At 72.9% G+C, this 16,421-nt stretch carries 13 protein-coding genes; 12 read left to right on the top strand and 1 reads right to left on the bottom strand.

The features are described 5' to 3' along the window. Positions 1-26: 26 nt before the first annotated feature. Together B8281_RS00740 and B8281_RS00735 are read left to right on the top strand one after the other, a co-directional pair. On the top strand, positions 27-353 hold the full coding sequence (locus B8281_RS00740; RefSeq protein WP_085386594.1) for a hypothetical protein: 327 nt from the start codon (positions 27-29) through the stop codon (positions 351-353). Positions 354-472: 119 nt separating this feature from the next. After that, a complete protein-coding gene (locus tag B8281_RS00735; protein WP_085386593.1) occupies positions 473-907 on the top strand; it encodes a VOC family protein in 435 nt (144 codons plus the stop codon). A 62-nt stretch (positions 908-969) separates the two neighbouring features. Here the strand turns inward: B8281_RS00735 and B8281_RS00730 are convergent, their stop codons facing one another. After that, complete coding sequence (locus tag B8281_RS00730) at positions 970-1,401, bottom strand: organic hydroperoxide resistance protein (protein ID WP_085386592.1); 432 nt, start codon at positions 1,399-1,401, stop codon at positions 970-972. Between the two features lie 111 nt (positions 1,402-1,512). Here B8281_RS00730 and B8281_RS00725 point away from each other — a divergent pair, with 111 nt between their 5' ends. The 10 genes from B8281_RS00725 to B8281_RS00680 all read left to right on the top strand — a co-directional run bounded on the left by B8281_RS00725 (position 1,513) and on the right by B8281_RS00680 (position 16,298). Beyond that, the gene (locus B8281_RS00725; protein WP_085386591.1) at positions 1,513-2,121 is read left to right on the top strand and encodes a TetR/AcrR family transcriptional regulator; all 609 of its coding nucleotides are present in this window, start codon (positions 1,513-1,515) and stop codon (positions 2,119-2,121) included. Between the two features lie 107 nt (positions 2,122-2,228). After that, on the top strand, positions 2,229-3,026 hold the full coding sequence (locus tag B8281_RS00720) for a copper homeostasis protein CutC (RefSeq protein WP_085386590.1): 798 nt from the start codon (positions 2,229-2,231) through the stop codon (positions 3,024-3,026). A 363-nt stretch (positions 3,027-3,389) separates the two neighbouring features. Beyond that, complete coding sequence (locus B8281_RS00715; protein ID WP_085386589.1) at positions 3,390-5,069, top strand: ABC transporter substrate-binding protein; 1,680 nt, start codon at positions 3,390-3,392, stop codon at positions 5,067-5,069. A 46-nt stretch (positions 5,070-5,115) separates the two neighbouring features. Next, positions 5,116-6,111: an ABC transporter permease gene (locus tag B8281_RS00710; RefSeq protein ID WP_085386588.1), complete on the top strand. Its 996-nt coding sequence runs from the start codon at positions 5,116-5,118 to the stop codon at positions 6,109-6,111. Further along, positions 6,104-7,267 (top strand): ABC transporter permease, encoded by a 1,164-nt coding sequence (locus B8281_RS00705; RefSeq protein ID WP_085386587.1) that lies wholly within the window; start codon positions 6,104-6,106, stop codon positions 7,265-7,267. Before B8281_RS00710 ends, B8281_RS00705 begins: the two co-directional genes overlap by 8 nt. Further along, on the top strand, positions 7,264-8,181 hold the full coding sequence (locus tag B8281_RS00700) for an ABC transporter ATP-binding protein (RefSeq protein ID WP_157446508.1): 918 nt from the start codon (positions 7,264-7,266) through the stop codon (positions 8,179-8,181). Before B8281_RS00705 ends, B8281_RS00700 begins: the two co-directional genes overlap by 4 nt. After that, on the top strand, positions 8,181-9,065 hold the full coding sequence (locus B8281_RS00695; protein WP_085386586.1) for an ABC transporter ATP-binding protein: 885 nt from the start codon (positions 8,181-8,183) through the stop codon (positions 9,063-9,065). Before B8281_RS00700 ends, B8281_RS00695 begins: the two co-directional genes overlap by 1 nt. Before the next feature lie 187 nt (positions 9,066-9,252). Then, the gene (locus tag B8281_RS00690) at positions 9,253-10,815 is read left to right on the top strand and encodes an RNB domain-containing ribonuclease (protein ID WP_369824922.1); all 1,563 of its coding nucleotides are present in this window, start codon (positions 9,253-9,255) and stop codon (positions 10,813-10,815) included. A gap of 30 nt (positions 10,816-10,845) precedes the next feature. Beyond that, a complete protein-coding gene (locus tag B8281_RS00685) occupies positions 10,846-11,217 on the top strand; it encodes a sterol carrier family protein (protein WP_043656540.1) in 372 nt (123 codons plus the stop codon). A 320-nt stretch (positions 11,218-11,537) separates the two neighbouring features. Beyond that, the gene (locus tag B8281_RS00680) at positions 11,538-16,298 is read left to right on the top strand and encodes an ExeM/NucH family extracellular endonuclease (RefSeq protein ID WP_232322628.1); all 4,761 of its coding nucleotides are present in this window, start codon (positions 11,538-11,540) and stop codon (positions 16,296-16,298) included. Positions 16,299-16,421 lie beyond the last annotated feature (123 nt).

Here is a 16,421-nt window from a genome sequence, read left to right as displayed (position 1 = left end):
TGGCGAGCGGCCTATGCTCGGTCGTCGTGGAGCCCGACGACATGACCGGCCGGCCGGCGAACAGTGCCGGGCGCACGGTCGGGCAGCGCGCCGGCAGCGCGGTCCTCGGCCTCGTGGTGGCGGCGCTCCTCTACGTTCCCGCCTTCCCGCTGGCCTTCGCGGCGCTCTTCTTCGCCGCGGGCGCCTTCGACGACCGGTGCTTCTCCCCGGACGTGGGACGGGTGTGCGCCGCGAATCCCGTCGGAGGAGCGGTGGCGATCGTGCTCGGCGTCGTGCTGCTGATCGCACCCGGCGTGTTCGGGATCTACGCGGGCCGGGCGTCCGAGCCCTCCCGCTCGACGAGTGGCTCCTGACCCGGTCCCGCTGAGTCACGAGCCGCGGCGCAGCGCGCGCGAGGGCGTGTCCGGCCCGGTCTCCCAGCGCGGGAAGAATGCCCTCGGACCGGGAGGGCCCGGGCGCCTAGGGTGGCCGGATGGCGACGATCAGGCAAATCCAGGTCACGTTCGACTGCGCGGAGCCACGGCGCGTCGCCCGGTTCTGGTGCGAGGTGCTGGGCTACGTCCCGGCGCCGCCCCCGGAGGGCTTCGCCACCTGGGACGACGCCGAGGCCTCTCTCCCGGCCGAGGAGCGGGACGCGTGGTCCGCGTGCAGCGACCCCACCGGGGCCGGCCCGCGCCTGTACTTCCAGCGCGTCCCCGAGGGCAAGGTCGTCAAGAACCGCGTGCACCTCGACGTGCGTGCCGGCACCGGGCTCGTGGGTGCCGAGCGCCTCGCCGCGCTCGAGGCCGAGCGCGACCGGCTCGTCGCGCTCGGCGCGACGTGCGTGCGTGCGATGCTCGCGGACGAGGAGAACGAGTCCTGCATCGTCATGCAGGATGTCGAGGGCAACGAGTTCTGCCTGGACTGAACGCCGGGCCCGACCCGCGGGACCGATCCGCGAGCCGGTCCCGGCGGTGGTGCCGGGGTGCCTTACGCGACGGTCGTGCGGACCGTGACGGGGATGTTGCCCCGGGTCGCGAGCGAGTACGGGCAGACGGCGTGCGCGGCCTCCGCGAGCTCCTCGGCGAGTTCCTGGGTGACGCCGCCCCCGAGCTCGACGTGCAGCGTCGCGCCGAGCGAGAAGCCGCCGTCGCCGTTCGGGACGAGGTCGACCTCGGCGACGACGGCCGAGTCCGTCACGGGGACCTTGCGCTGCGCCGCGACCATCTTCAGCGCCGAGTGGAAGCACGACGACCACCCGGCCGCGAACAGCTGCTCGGGGTTGGTCCCGCCACCGGGGCCGCCCATCGCGCGCGGGACCGCGAGCGTGACGTCGAGCTGGCCGTCGTCGGACACGGCGCGGCCTCCGGCGCGGCCGTCGCCGGTCGCTGTGGCCACGGCGGTGTAGAGGGTGTCAGCCATCGAGGTGCCTTTCGAGAGTCGTGATGCGACGTAGAGTTACTAGTACGTCTACATCAAGGAACCTAGACTGGCGGCCGACCGCGCGCAAGGGGCGGAGAGAAGGAGGGGGCCATGGTCGACGACTCGCCGACGTCCGGGGCGACGGGCCGCGGCACCGCGGCGGGCACGCGCCGCCGCATCCTCGAAGCCGCCTCGGCGCTCTTCTACGCCCAGGGCATCCGGGCGACGAGCGCCGACCGGATCATCGAGCAGGTCGGCATCACCAAGGTCACGTTCTACCGCCACTTCCGCACGAAGTCCGACCTCGTCGTCGCGTACCTCGAGCAGCAGGCCGCGCGCGACCGCGCGGTGGTCGACGAGGCCCTGCGCGACGCCGAGCCGCTCGACGCCCTGAGCGCCCTCGCGGGCGCCATCGGCGCCGTGAGCTGCGTGCCCGGCTTCCGCGGCTGCCCGTTCATCAACGCCGCGGCGGAGACGCCCGACCCGCAGGACCCGGTGCGCGTCGTCGTGGACCGCCACCGGCGCTGGACGCGGGACGTGTTCGCGCGGCTCGCGGCGGCGGTCGGCGTCGCGGACGCCGACGCGACCGCGGCGCAGCTCATGATGCTGCGCGACGGCGCGATGGTCGCGGGGTACCTCGGCGACCCGGACGAGGTGGCCGCGACCCTGCGGTCCGCGTGCCTCGCCGCCGTCGCGGCGGGACGGCCGACGCCGGCCTGAGCCCGCGCGCCCGACGCGCTGCCCGGAGTCGTCTACCCTGGCCGACGGCCGCCGTCGTGCGGGTCGCGCGACGCGACGGCCGCCGGACCGGACGACGGGAGAGCGCCATGACGACCACCCACCCCGAGGGCGCCGCGGCGCCCGCGGCCCGCGACGTGGCCCTCGAGCTCGCCGTCCAGGACCCCGACGGCGTCCGTGTGGCCGCGGCCGTGCGTGCCCACCGGGTCGAGCTGTGCGTCGGTCTCGGCGCCACGGGCGGGCTCACGCCCAGCGCCGGGCTCGTCGAGGCCGCGGTCGCCGCCGCGGCGGCGGCCGAGAACTCCGGGCCGCGCGTCGAGGTGCACGTGCTCGTGCGCCCGCGCCCGGGCGGCTTCGTTCTCACGCCCACCGACCTCGACGTCCAGGTGCGCGACGTCCGGGCCGCGGTGGCGGCCGGGGCGCGCGGAGTCGTCGTGGGTGCGCTCACCCCGGACGGCCTGGTCGACGTCGGCGCCGTCCGCACCCTCGTGGACGCCGCCGACGGGCGCGAGGTCACGTTCCACCGCGCCGTCGACGTCGTCGCCGACCCGCTCGCCGCCCTCGACGCGCTCGCGGGGGCCGGGGTCGTGCGCGTGCTCACCTCGGGCGGCGCGTCGCGCAGCATCGACGGCACGGACCGACTGCGCGCCATGGCGGCGCACGCGCGCGACGCGCTCGACGGACGTGTGCAGGTCATGGCCGGCGGGGGAGTGCGGCCGCAGGACGTCGGGGCCCTGGTGGCCGCGGGCGTGGACGCCGTGCACCTCTCGGCCAAGCGCGTCGTCGCGGACGACGCCGGGCCGGGTGGTGGCGGCGACGCCGGCTACGAGGTCACCGACCCCGAGGTCGCGCGGGCCGCGCGCGCCGCGCTGGACGTCGCTCGCTGACCCCGCCCCGGCCCGCTGGCGGCGCTGCCGCCGTACCGCCGCCGACCCCGTCCCCGGCCGCTCGTGCGAGCGCCGCCTGCTGCGCCCGCACGACGCGCTGCGCCCCGCACGGCCCGTGGCGCCCGGACCGGCCGCGGGCCGCCCCCGCTCCCTCCTGACCGCCCCCGGCACCTCGGCCGGACCCCGTCCCACGGGGTCCGGCCGAGCCTGTTCCGGCGCGATCCTGGTATCGATGTCTCAGTTAGGTAACTTTCCTGTCGTATTCGTAGGAGGGCCGGTGGCTATTAGTTAGTGTTCCTGCCACACGCCTGCGGGCGCCGAAGAACGACGTGAGGACGCGTCGTCCATGCGAAAGGACCGAAGATGATTCGAAGCACGGCGCGCAAGCGTCTGCTCACGGCCGCGGCACTCGTGACGGGCGTCTCGCTGCTCGCGAGCGCCTGCACCGGCGGGGGCAACGGCGAGGGCGAGGGCAACGGCGGCGAGGCCCGTGTCCTCAACGTCTGGGCCGGCACCCAGACGCCCATGGTCGCGAACTTCAACCCGTACGCGCCCAACCCGCTGCACGTGACGAACGGCGGCATCTACGAGCCGCTGTTCTTCTACAACCGCGCCGAGGCCGGCGACCCGACGCCCCGCCTGGGCGAGTCCTACGAGTGGAGCGAGGACGGCACCGAGCTGACCGTCAAGATCCGCGAGGGCGTGAAGTGGTCCGACGGCGAGGACTTCACGGTCGAGGACGTCATCTTCTCGTACACCAACGAGGCGGCGAAGCGCGACTACCTGAACACGATCGAGAAGGTCGACGAGTCGACCGTCAAGTTCACGTTCAACGGCGCGCAGTTCACGAGCGCCGTGCAGATCCTCGGCACCACGCTCATGGTCCCCGAGCACCTCTTCAAGGAGGTGTCGGACCTCATCACGTACACGAACGAGGAGCCCGTCGGCACCGGCCCGTTCACGCTCGACACCATCACGAACGCGACCTACACCGTCGTCCCGAACGAGGACTACTGGGGCGGCGAGCCGAAGCTCGAGAAGGTCCGCTTCCTCGCGCTCGACAAGAACCAGAGCGCCCAGGACCTCCTCGCCACCGGCAAGATCGACTGGACCACGATGTTCATCGCGGACCCGGACACGGTCACCGGCGGCGGCCAGGTCTCGCTGCTCAACACCCCGCAGGACCCGACCACGATCATGTCGTGCTCGAACGCGGCGCTCGGCTGCGCGGGCCCGCAGACGGACCTCGCCGTCCGCCAGGCGGTCAACCTGCTCGTCGACCGCGGCGAGATCAACGAGAAGGCGTTCTCGGGCCACGCGGCCGTCGCGTCGCCGTCGCTCGCGCTCGTCGGTCGTGACGACCGCTGGATCTCCCCCGAGATCGAGAAGGAGAGCCCGCAGGAGGGCGACCCGGCCGAGGCGGCCAAGGTCCTCGAGGCGGCCGGCTACACCAAGGGTGCCGACGGCATCTTCGAGAAGGACGGCCAGAAGCTCTCGGTCGACCTCATCTCGGTCGACGGCTGGAGCGACCACAACGCGGCCGGTGACCTCATCGCGCAGCAGGCGCTCGAGGCGGGCGTGCAGATCAACCACGTGAAGATCACGCAGCAGGAGATGTCCGACGCCCGGACCAGCGGCAACTACCAGATGATGATCAGCGGCATCACGGGCACCTCGCTCGACGACCCGTTCGCCATCTACCGCCAGTGGCTCACGACCGAGTACACGACGCCGGTGGGCGAGACCATCGAGGCCGGCCGCTTCAACTTCCCGCGCTACTCCAACCCGCTCGTCGACGAGGCCGTGGCCACCGCCGCCGGCACCAACGACGAGGACGCGAAGAAGGCCGCGTACGCCACGGTGCAGAAGGAGATCGCCCGCGACCTCCCCTACATCGCCCTCGTCGTGAACCCGACCATGTCGTTCGTCAACACGAAGGACTACACCGGCTGGCCGTCCGAGGACGACATGTACGCCTTCCCGCCGTCGTGGGCCACGATCAGCAACGGCGTGATCCTCTCCCAGCTCGAGCCCGCGAGCTGATGTCGCACTGCCGAAGAGGAGCTCGGGTGAACGAGGAGTCAGTCGCATGAGGTACTACGCACGGCGGATCACGTTCTACGTGGTCACCTTCTGGGCCGCCGTCTCGCTCAACTTCCTCCTGCCGCGGGCGATCCCTGGTGACCCCAAGCAGATCTACCTCGACACCATGCTCCGGAAGAACGGCGAGCTGACCCCTGGTCTCATCCAGAGCGTCGACGTCCTCTTCGGCAGTGACGACGCCACCCTGTGGGAGCAGTACCTCGCGTACTGGAAGAACATCTTCACGGGTGACCTGGGTACGTCGGTCCTGTACTTCCCGGCACCTGTGAGCCAGCTGCTCGGCGAGGCCCTCCCCTGGACGGTGGGCCTCGTCGGGCTGGCGACGATCATCGCGTTCCTCCTCGGCGTCGGCCTCGGCGCGTGGGTCGGCTGGAAGCGCGGTACCTGGGTCGACCACATCATCCCCGCGTCGACCTTCCTCCAGGCGGTGCCGTACTTCTGGCTCGCCCTGGTGCTCATCTCGATCTTCTCGGTGTCGCTCGGCTGGTTCCCCATCGTGGGCGCGTACGACATCTTCGAGTTCGACAGCGGTCCCGAGTGGTCGTGGGACTTCGTGGGCAGCGTGATCTACCACGGCACCCTCCCGGCCGTGACGATCATCCTGTCGGCGATGGGCGGCTGGCTCCTCGGGATGCGCAACATGATGGTCTCGACCATCGCCGAGGACTACGTCACGACGGCCGAGGCCAAGGGCCTGCGCCCCTTCCGGGTCGCGCTGACGTACGCGACGCGGAACGCGGTCCTGCCGTCCGTCACGGGCTTCGGCATCGCGCTCGGCTTCGTCGTCGCCGGGTCGGTGGTCATGGAGCAGGCCTTCAGCTACCCCGGCATCGGCAAGCTGCTCTTCACCGCGGTCCAGGCGAAGGACTACGCGCTCATGCAGGGCGCCTTCCTCGTGATCACCGTGGTGGTGCTCGCGGCGAACTTCCTCATGGACCTGATCAACGGCATCATCGACCCGAGGACGCGGAACAATGGCTGACCCCACCCGTGACGCCGAGACCGTGACGCCTGCGGCGGACGCCGCGCCCGCCGCCTCCGTGGTGGTGGACGGCCTGCCGCCCGAGAACCGGACCGCCGGCATCGTGCCGGACGTGCCCATCGCCCCGCCCGAGGCCGTCGTCGCGGGCGAGCCCGTCCCGAAGAGCTCCGCGCCGAAGCGCGGCATCCGGGCGATGCTCCCGCGCCGCTCGGGCAAGCTCGTCGTCGGCCTCGTGCTGACGCTCGGGATCGTGCTCTTCTCCGTCGTGACGCCGCTGTTCAGCCAGAGCCCGCGGGCGACGTCGAACCCGGCGTACCTGCCGCCGAGCACCGAGCACCTGCTCGGCACAAACAACATCGGCGTCGACATCTTCGCGCAGGTCGCGCACGGAGGCCTCGGTTCGCTGACGGTCGGCCTCCTCGCGGGCGTGATCGCGATGGTCCTCTCGCTCCTGTTCGGCATCCTCGCCGGCTACGTCGGGGGCTGGACGAACGAGATCCTGTCCTTCGTCACGAACATCATGCTCGTGATCCCCGGGCTTCCCCTGATCATCGTGATCTCGGCCTACCTGGAGTCGCGCTCGCTCTTTCTCGTCGCCCTGATCCTCGGCATCACCGGCTGGGCGGGCGCGGCGATCGTGCTGCGGGCGCAGGCCCGGTCGCTGCGGAGCCGTGACTACGTCTACGCGGCCAAGGTCGCGGGCGAGAAGGCGCCGCGCATCATCCTCGTCGAGATCCTGCCGAACCTCCTGCCGCTCCTCACCGCGAACTTCCTGGGTGCCGTGCTGCTCGCGATCCTCAGCGAGGCCGGTCTCTCGTACCTCGGCCTCGGGCCGTCGGGGTCGGTCACCTGGGGCACGATCCTCAACGAGGCCAGCACGCAGAACGCGATGGCCTACGGACGCTGGTGGTGGTTCGTGCCGCCGGGCCTCCTCATCGCGCTGTTCGGGTGCGGGCTCGCGCTCATCAACTTCAGCATCGACGAGATCATCAACCCGAGGCTCCGGACGGCGCCCGCCGCGGTCAAGAACGTCCGGCTCGCCCGCAAGCAGCGCGCGAAGCGTGCGGCGGCGACCGCGCCGGCCGCCGGCGCTGCCGCCACGGCAGACGGCCCGGCGAGCACCCCGGCCCGAGACGACGAGAAGGTCCAGTCATGAGCACACCGACCCTCACCGCGAAGGCCGCGGGCGACTTCGGGGCCCCGCCCGGCGCGATCCCGGTGCTCACGGCGCGGAACGTCTCGATCGAGTACCAGGTGAACCCGGTCGTGCAGGCCGTGAAGGACGTGTCCCTGACCCTGCACCGGGGCGAGATCCTCGGCCTCGCGGGCGAGTCCGGCTGCGGCAAGACGACACTCGCGTACGGGCTCAACCAGCTCCTCAAGCCGCCGGCGCTGCGCACGAGCGGGGAGATCGTCCTCCACGACAAGGACGGCGACGACATCGACGTCGCCGCCCTGTCCGGGGACTCGCTGCGGGCGTTCCGCTGGGACAAGGTCTCGATGGTCTTCCAGGGGGCGATGAACTCCCTCAACCCCGTGATCAGCATCAAGGCCCAGCTGTTCGACGTCTTCGCGACGCACCGCCCGGGGATGTCCGCGAAGGACAAGCTCGAGCGCAGCCGTGAGCTGCTGGAGCTCGTCGGCGTCGACCCGAACCGGCTCGACAGCTACGCGCACGAGCTCTCCGGCGGCATGCGCCAGCGCGTGATGATCGCGATGGCCCTCGCGCTCCAGCCGCAGGTCATGATCATGGACGAGCCGACGACGGCGCTCGACGTCGTCGTCCAGCGCGGCATCCTGCGCGAGATCATGCGGCTGCGCGAGCAGTTCGACTTCGCCGTCGTCTTCATCACGCACGACCTGCCGCTGCTGCTGGAGATCAGCGACCGGATCGCGGTCATGCTCCGCGGCGAGATCGTCGAGCTCAACACGGCCGAGGCGATCTACAACGCGCCCGCGCACGAGTACACGCGCCGCCTGCTCGGGTCGTTCCCGAGCCTGACGGGCGACCGGGGCGGGTTCGTCCGGTCCGGCGAGGACACCGCCGACAGCACGGGAGGGGTGGCCTGATGGGCACGCTCGAGATCCGGAACCTCACCAAGGACTTCGTCATCCGCAACGGGTGGAAGCGGTCGCGGTTGCGCGCGGTGAACGAGGTGTCGTTCACGCTCGAGCCGGGCAAGACGATCGCCATCGTCGGTGAGTCGGGTTCCGGGAAGTCGACCGTCGCGCGGATGATCGCGAAGCTCGAGACGCCGACGTCCGGCGACATCCTGCTCGACGGCGTCCCGTCCGCCCGGCGCGGGCGCGCCCTGTCCGCGTACCGGCACGACGTCCAGATGGTGTTCCAGGACCCCTTCGCGTCGCTCAACCCGTTCCACTCGATCCGTCACCACCTGGAGCGGCCGCTGCGGATCCACGGGCTCGCGAAGACGGCCGCCGAGCTCGACGCGGCCGTCGACGAGCTCCTCACGCGCGTCAACCTCACGCCCCCGGGGACGTTCGCGGAGAAGCGTCCGCACGAGATGTCCGGAGGCCAGCGCCAGCGCGTCGCGATCGCCCGCGCGCTCGCGCCCGGCTCGCGGTTCCTCGTCGCGGACGAGCCCGTGTCGATGCTCGACGTGTCGATCCGGCTCGGGGTGCTCAACCTGCTGGCGCGCCTGCAGCGCGAGGAGAACCTCGGCGTCCTCTACATCACGCACGACCTCGCGACGGCGCGGCACTTCAGCGACGAGATCCTCGTGATGTTCCGCGGGAACGTCGTCGAGCGCGGGCCGTCGGACCAGGTCATCCTCGACCCGCAGCACGAGTACACGAAGCTGCTCCTCGGGGCGGCGCCGGAGCCGCAGAACCACGGCCGCCTCCGCGAGGAGGTGCGCCGCGAGCTCGCCGCGGCCGCGGCGGGCGGGGGCGACGCCGTCGCCCGCGACCGCTTCGGCACGCGCGGCATGTGAGTCGGGCGTCGCCCGTCCCCTCATCGTCCGGGCAGCGGGGGTTGCCCGGCGGCACGCGTCGGTGGTGATGCGTGCGCGTCGCGCGGGCCAGGTCAGTCGGACGCCCTGGCCCGCGCGCTCGCCCGTCCGTCGTCGTCCGTCCTGCCACGCAGGACGTCCCCGGCGACGGGTGGGTAGGGTCGGGCTCGTGCCCGCCCGTCACCTGCGCCTCGCGCGACCCGAGCCCTCCGCCCCGAGCACCACCGCCCTCGTCACCGACGCGCTCGCGGCGCTGCGCCGCGAGATGGAGGTACCGGAGAGCTTCCCGGACGGGGTGCTCGCCGAGGCCGAGGAGGTCGTGCGCGAGGACCGCGCGGTGCCCGGTCCGGGGCACGTCGACCTGCGCGACGTCCCGTTCGTCACGATCGACCCGCCGGGCTCGATGGACCTCGACCAGGCGCTGCACCTCGAGCGGGCCGGGGGAGTGCCCGACGACCCGGCGGGCGCCGCGTTCGTCGTGCACTACGCGATCGCCGACGTCGGCGCGTTCGTCGTGCCGGGTGGCGCGATCGACGCCGAGGTCCACGAGCGCGGCACGACCCTCTACGCGCCCGACGGCCGCACCCCGCTGCACCCGGCCGTGCTGTCCGAGGGTGCGGCGAGCCTCCTGCCGGGCGAGGACCGCCCGGCCGCGGCCTGGCGCGTCGTGCTCGACGCCCGGGGCGAGATCCTCGACGCGACGGTGCGGCGCGCCGTCGTGCGCTCGACGCAGCGCCTCACCTACGAGGAGGCGCAGGCCCGGATCGACGCTCGTCCCGCCGGGGACGACACCGGCGACGCGCTCCTGCTGCTCCGCGAGGTGGGCGAGCTGCGGCTCGCGCGCGAGCGCGAGCGCGGCGGCGTGTCGCTCGAGGTACCCGAGCAGGAGATCGTCACGCGCGACGACGGCTCGTTCGGCCTCGAGTTCCGCTCGACCCTCCCGGCGGAGGCGTGGAACGCCCAGGTGTCGCTCCTCACGGGCATCGCGGCGGCGCGGCTCATGCGCGCGGGAGGCGTCGGCGTCTTCCGCGCGCTGCCCGAGGCCGACCCGCGCGACCTCGCGCGCCTGCGCCGCACGGCCCGCGCGCTCGGCATCGACTGGCCGCGCGAGACGCCGTACGCCGACCTCGTCCCCACGCTCGACTCGCGCGTCCCGCGCCACGCCGCGTTCCTCAACGAGGCCACGTCGCTGTTCCGCGGCGCCTCGTACGAAACGTTCGGCGGCACGGGCCAGGAGCCCGGCGTGCCCGACGACGCCGCGCACGCCGCCATCGGCGCGGAGTACGCGCACGTCACCGCGCCCCTGCGCCGGCTCGTGGACCGGTACGGCACGGAGGTGTGCCTCGCGCTGTGCACGGGGGAGGACGTGCCGCGGTGGGTGCTCGACGCCCTGCCCGGTCTCCCGCGCACCATGGCCCGCACGGGCCAGCGCGCGAGCGGGTACGAGCGCGCGATCGTCGACGTCGTCGAGGCCGCGCTGCTCACCGGCCGCGAGGGCGAGGAGTTCGACGGCGTCGTGGTCGACGTCGAGGACGACCGCGAGCGCGCCCGTCGTCTCGAGCGCGAGGACGCCGACGAGGCGGGCGGGGCACGGCGCGGCCAGGTGGTCCTCGCCGACCCCGCGGTGCGCGCCCCCGTCGAGGGGGCGGACCTCCCGCTCGGCGACCCGGTGCGCGCCACGCTGCGCGAGGCGTCGGTGCCCGGGCGCCGTGTCCGGTTCACCGTCGGCTGACGCCGGGCTGCGCGGCCTAGGCTGGTCCTCGTGCCTGCCCGACGCCGTACCGACCCCGCCGCCGGCCGCCTCGCCCTGGCGACGTGGCGCGACGACCCCACCGACCGCCGCGCCGTGACGACGGCGGTGCGGTTCACGCTCGAAGAGCTCGCCGACGTCGCGCCCGGGCACACGGTCGAGGTGCGCGTACCGCCCGCGGGGGCCGTCCAGGCGGTCGAGGGCCCGCGGCACACGCGCGGGACGCCGCCGAACGTCGTCGAGACGGACCCGCAGACGTGGCTGGGCCTCGTCACGGGGGCCGTCGCCTGGGCCGACGCCGTCGCGGACGGGCGGGTGCGCGCGTCGGGCGAGCGCTCCGACATCTCCTTCCTGCTGCCGCTCCAGGCGGCCCGGCCGCGCTGACCCCTGCGGCGGGGGCCTCGGCATCCGCTCGGGGGCGGCGAGCGTGTTACCGGTGGGTAACGTTCTGGGGGCCGGTCTGGCGGAGCGCCGGGCGGGGGACTAGCGTCCCAGGATGACCGGCCGCCGTCCGCGCGGGCGCTCGCGGCACGACGACGTGCGCTGGCGTTCTCGTGACGGTGACACGGCAGCAACCGCACGTTCATCCAGGTGGGGTGCGATGTCCCGCGGAGGCAGGGCGCCGCCCCGTCCGAGGGACATCCCCGACCCACGGGAACGCGCGAGCTGCTGCCCGGCCGTCCGCACGAGATGAAGGAGTCAGCGTGACCGACCACCAGCACCTGCGGCGACGGAGGGTGGTGGCGGGCACGTTGACCGTGGCCCTCGCCGTGCCGTTCTCCGTCGCGGCGGCCACCGCCGCGAGCGCGGCGCCCGACGGGTCGGGCCTCGTCATCAACGAGGCCTACCTGAGCGGCGGCAGCGCCAACGCCCCGTACACCCACAAGTTCGTCGAGCTGTACAACCCCACGCAGGCGGCGATCGACCTCTCCGGGATGTCGCTGCAGTACCGCTCCGCGACGAGCACGGGCGCCTTCACGGGCGTGACCGCGCTGACCGGCTCGGTCGCCCCCGGGGGCTACTACCTGGTGCAGGGCGGGTCGAACGGCTCGAACGGCGCCGCGCTGCCCACGCCCGACGCGACGGGCGGTCTCAACCCGTCGGGCACGACGGGCACCCTGGCGCTCGTGCGGTCGACCTCTCCGGTGACGCTGCCGGCGGGGAACGCCGCGGGCGCCGCGAACGTCGTCGACCTGATCGGGTACGGCACCTCGAACACGTTCGAGACGGCCGTGGGTCCCGCGCCGTCGGCCAACAGCGTGCCCGCGTCGATCAACCGGACCGGGTACGCCGACTCGGACGACAACAGCAAGGACCTCACGCTCTCCAGCGCCGTGACGCCGCAGAACAGCGGTGACGACGGCGGCGGCCCGGGCCCCGAGCCGGGCGAGGTCGTCCCGATCGCGGAGATCCAGGGCACGGGGGCGGCGAGCCCGCTCGTCGGGCAGACGGTCACCACGCGCGGCGTCGTCACCGCGACGTACCCTACGGGCGGCTACGACGGCTTCTACCTGCAGACCGAGGGCACGGGCGGCGACCTCGACGCGTCGCACACGGCGTCGGACGCGATCTTCGTCTACTCGAAGGCGGGCGCGGCCGCGGTGGCGGTCGGCGACCACGTCGAGGTGACGGGCGCGGTGTCCGAGTACTTCACGCTCACCCAGATCACGCCCGCGGCGGGCGGCTGGACCGTGCTCGACGAGGCGGCACAGGACGTCAAGCCCGCGAACGTCGCGTTCCCGGCGACCGACGCCGAGCGCGAGGTCCTCGAGGGCATGCTCGTGCAGCCCGCCGGTGACTACGTCGTCGCGGACAACTACGACACGAACTACTACGGGTCGTTCGTGCTCGCGGCGGGGACGGACCCGTTCGTCCAGCCGACGTCGGCCGGGCGGCCGGGCAGCGCGGAGGCGGCGGCCGCCGTCGCGGACCGTGCGGCGCGGGCCGTGGTGCTCGACGACGGCGCCACCACGAACTTCAACAACACGGCGAACAAGGGCGTCCCGTTCCCGTACCTCACGGGCGGGGCACCGGCGCGCGTGGGTGCGGCCGTGTCGTTCACGACGCCGGTCATCCTCGACTACCGGTTCGACGCCTGGACGTTCCAGCCGCGCACGCAGCTCACCGCGGGCGACGGCGGCAACGCCGCCACGGTGCAGCCGGTCACGTTCGAGAACACGCGGGAGGACGCTCCGGCCGAGGTCGGGGGCGACCTCTCCGTCGCGACGTTCAACGTGCTGAACTACTTCACGACCACGGGCGACCAGGTCGCGGGCTGCCAGTTCTACACGGACCGCGCGGGGAACCCGGTCACGGTCCGCACGGGCTGCGACGCGCGCGGCGCGGCGGACGCCGCGAACCTCGAGCGGCAGCAGACGAAGATCGTCGCGGCGATCGACGCCCTCGACGCGGACGTCGTCGCGCTCATGGAGATCGAGAACTCCGAGCCGTTCGGCAAGGACCGCGACCAGGCGCTGTCGGACCTCGTGGACGCGCTCAACGCGGCCGCGGGTGCCGAGGAGTGGGCGTTCGTCCCGTCCCCGGTTACGGTGCCGACGGACGAGGACGTCATCCGCCTCGCGTACATCTACCAGGTGGCCGAGGCCGAGCCGGTCGGCGACTCCGTGATCCTGCTCGACGACCCGGCGTTCTCGAACGCGCGCGAGCCGCTCGCCCAGGTGTTCCAGCCCGCGGGCGGGATCACCGAGGGTGACGACGCGGCGAGCGACGACGTGCTCGTCGTCGCGAACCACCTCAAGTCGAAGGGCGGCAGCGACTCCGCGCCCGCGGACCAGAAGGACACCGGCGACGGCCAGGGCGCGTACAACAAGGCGCGCGTGGGCCAGGCGACGGCGCTCGTCGCCTTCGCCGAGGACGTCGCGGCTGACGCCGGGACGGACAAGGTCCTGCTCGCGGGCGACTTCAACTCCTACGAGCAGGAGGACCCGCTGCAGGTGCTCAAGGACGCCGGCTACACCGACCTCGGTGCGTCGACGGGCGAGCACACCTACCTGTTCGACGGGTACGTCGGGTCGCTCGACCACGTGTTCGCGTCGTCGGCCGCGGCGGACGCCGTCACCGGCACCGACGTGTGGAACATCAACTCGGTCGAGCCGATCGCCAACGAGTACAGCCGGTACAACTACAACGCGTCGATCCTCTACGACACGACGCCGTTCCGGTCGTCCGACCACGACCCCGTCCTCGTGGGCCTCCAGCTCGGCGCCGCCGAGCCCGGCACCACGCAGCTGGACCTGCTGGCGATCAACGACTTCCACGGTCGCATCGACGCCAACACGGTGAAGTTCGCGGGCACGATCGAGCAGCTGCGCGCGGCGAACCCCGACGGGACGGCCTTCGTCTCGGCGGGCGACAACATCGGCGCCTCGCTGTTCGCGTCGGCGCTCCAGGAGGACCAGCCGACGATCGACGTGCTGAACGCGCTCGACCTCGCGGCGTCCGCGGTGGGCAACCACGAGTTCGACCAGGGCATGGACGACCTCACGGGTCGGGTCACCGACGAGGCCGACTGGGCCTACCTGGGCGCGAACGTCTACGACAAGGGCACGACGAACCCGGCGCTGCCGGAGTACCAGGTCGTCGAGATCGACGGCCTCGACGTCGGCTTCGTCGGCGTCGTGACGGAGGAGACCCCGACGCTGGTCACGCCGTCGGGCATCGCCGACGTCGAGTTCGGCGATCCCGTCGAGGCGCTCAACCGCGTCACCGCCCAGCTCCAGGACGGCGACCCGGCGAACGGCGAGGCGGACGTCGTCGTGGGCCTCGTCCACGAGGGCGCGTCCGCGGGCACGCCCGACGGCGCGACGCTCGAGGAGGAGGTCGCCGCGGGCGGCGCCTTCGCGGACATCGTCGACGAGACCGACGCGCGCGTCGCGGCGATCTTCACGGGCCACACCCACAAGCAGTACGCGTGGGACGCGCCCGTCCCGGGCGTCCCGGGCAAGACCCGCCCGATCGTCCAGACCGGCAACTACGGCGAGTTCATCGGGCACGTGTCGCTCACCGTGGACACCGCGACCCACGAGGTCACGGCGTACACGGCGCAGAACGTGGCCCGCACGAAGACGGAGGACGCGACCCTGGTCGCGACGTACCCGCGCGTCGCGGAGGTCAAGACGATCGTCGACGCGGCGCTCCAGCAGGCCGAGATCATCGGCGCGACCCCGATCGGCGAGGTCACCGCGGACATCACGACCGCGTTCGCGGGCGGCGCGTACACGGGTCCCGGCGGGACGTACGTGGGCCCCGGCCCGGACCCGACGTCCGGGCGTGACGACCGCGCCTCGGAGTCGACGCTCGGCAACCTCGTCGCGGACTCGCTCCTCGCGACGCTCTCCGACCCGGCGCGCGGCGGCGCGGACATCGGCGTCGTCAACCCGGGCGGGCTGCGCGCCGAGCTCCTGCACGGCGACGACGGCGTCATCACGTACGCCGAGGCCAACGCGGTCCTGCCGTTCGTCAACAACCTGTGGACCGTGACCCTCACGGGCGAGCAGGTCGTCGAGATGCTCGAGCAGCAGTGGCAGACGGACGCGAACGGCAACCGCCCGTCGCGCCCGTACCTCGCCCTGGGCCTCTCGGACAACGTGTCGTGGACGGCGAGCACCGCCGACCCGAACGCGGCGCCGGGGAGCAACGTCTCGTCCGTGACGATCGACGGCGAGCCGATCGACCCCGACGGCGAGTACCGCGTCGCGACGTTCTCGTTCCTGGCCACCGGGGGCGACAACTTCCGCGTGTTCACGGACGGCACCGACCCGCGCGACTCCGGTCTGGTCGACCGGGACGCGTGGATCGCGTACCTGCAGCAGAGCTCGCCGGTGTCGCCGTCGTTCGACCGGTCGCGCGTGGTCGTCGACGAGCTGCCCGGCACCGTGACGGCGGGCTCCGACGTGAGCGTGGGGCTCTCGGGCCTCGACCTCACGTCGCTCGGGTCGCCGGCGAACACGTCGGTGGACGGGTACCTCGTCGCGGCGGACGCCACGTTCGACCCGGCGGCCCCGGGCACCCCGGCGGGCACCGCCACGGTGACGGGCGGGGCGGCGACCCTGACGGCGACGGTCCCGGCCGACGCCGCGGCGGGCGAGTACGACCTGTGGGTCGTCGCGTCGCCGAGCGGCACGACGGCGCGCATCCCGGTCACGGTCGAGGCCGCGGCCCCGACGGTGGAGCTCGTGAACCTCGAGGCCACCGCGCGCTGCACGGGCAAGTTCGTCCACCTCGCGGTCCGCGCCACCAACGGCGAGGACGCGCCGGTCGAGGTCGTCCTCGAGACGCCCTACGGCTCCAAGCGGTTCCCGAACCTCCAGCCGGGCAAGAACGCCTACCAGTCGTTCAACACCCGGGCCACGTCGGTCGAGGGCGGGACGGTCACCGTGACCGCGACGCTCGACGGCGTGACGCAGGAGTACGAGATCCCCTTCGAGGGTCAGACCTGCGGCTGACGTCTGCCTGACGCCGTGCGGCGCCGCCGAGGAGGCGACGCCACGTCCCGCGACCCGGGTCCCGTCCGACGGGCCCGGGTCGCGGTGCGTCCGGGGCGAGGACTCTGCGGGGAGTCCCAGGAA

It is taken from the genome of Cellulosimicrobium sp. TH-20, from assembly GCF_002105775.1.
Lineage (GTDB): Bacteria > Actinomycetota > Actinomycetes > Actinomycetales > Cellulomonadaceae > Cellulosimicrobium > Cellulosimicrobium funkei.
The sequence above is the reverse complement of the archived record's forward strand: the minus strand, read 5'-3'. Positions and strand labels throughout refer to the sequence as shown.

Excerpts from the sequence above, each read along its gene's own strand:
- B8281_RS00705 (WP_085386587.1), top strand. The coding sequence starts at position 6,104 with ATGGCTGACCCCACCCGTGACGCCGAGACCGTGACGCCTGCGGCGGAC.
- B8281_RS00730 (WP_085386592.1), bottom strand. The coding sequence starts at position 1,401 with ATGGCTGACACCCTCTACACCGCCGTGGCCACAGCGACCGGCGACGGC.
- B8281_RS00700 (WP_157446508.1), top strand. The coding sequence starts at position 7,264 with ATGAGCACACCGACCCTCACCGCGAAGGCCGCGGGCGACTTCGGGGCC.
- B8281_RS00720 (WP_085386590.1), top strand. The coding sequence starts at position 2,229 with ATGACGACCACCCACCCCGAGGGCGCCGCGGCGCCCGCGGCCCGCGAC.
- B8281_RS00710 (WP_085386588.1), top strand. The coding sequence starts at position 5,116 with ATGAGGTACTACGCACGGCGGATCACGTTCTACGTGGTCACCTTCTGG.
- B8281_RS00725 (WP_085386591.1), top strand. The coding sequence starts at position 1,513 with ATGGTCGACGACTCGCCGACGTCCGGGGCGACGGGCCGCGGCACCGCG.
- B8281_RS00695 (WP_085386586.1), top strand. The coding sequence starts at position 8,181 with ATGGGCACGCTCGAGATCCGGAACCTCACCAAGGACTTCGTCATCCGC.
- B8281_RS00735 (WP_085386593.1), top strand. The coding sequence starts at position 473 with ATGGCGACGATCAGGCAAATCCAGGTCACGTTCGACTGCGCGGAGCCA.
- B8281_RS00715 (WP_085386589.1), top strand. The coding sequence starts at position 3,390 with ATGATTCGAAGCACGGCGCGCAAGCGTCTGCTCACGGCCGCGGCACTC.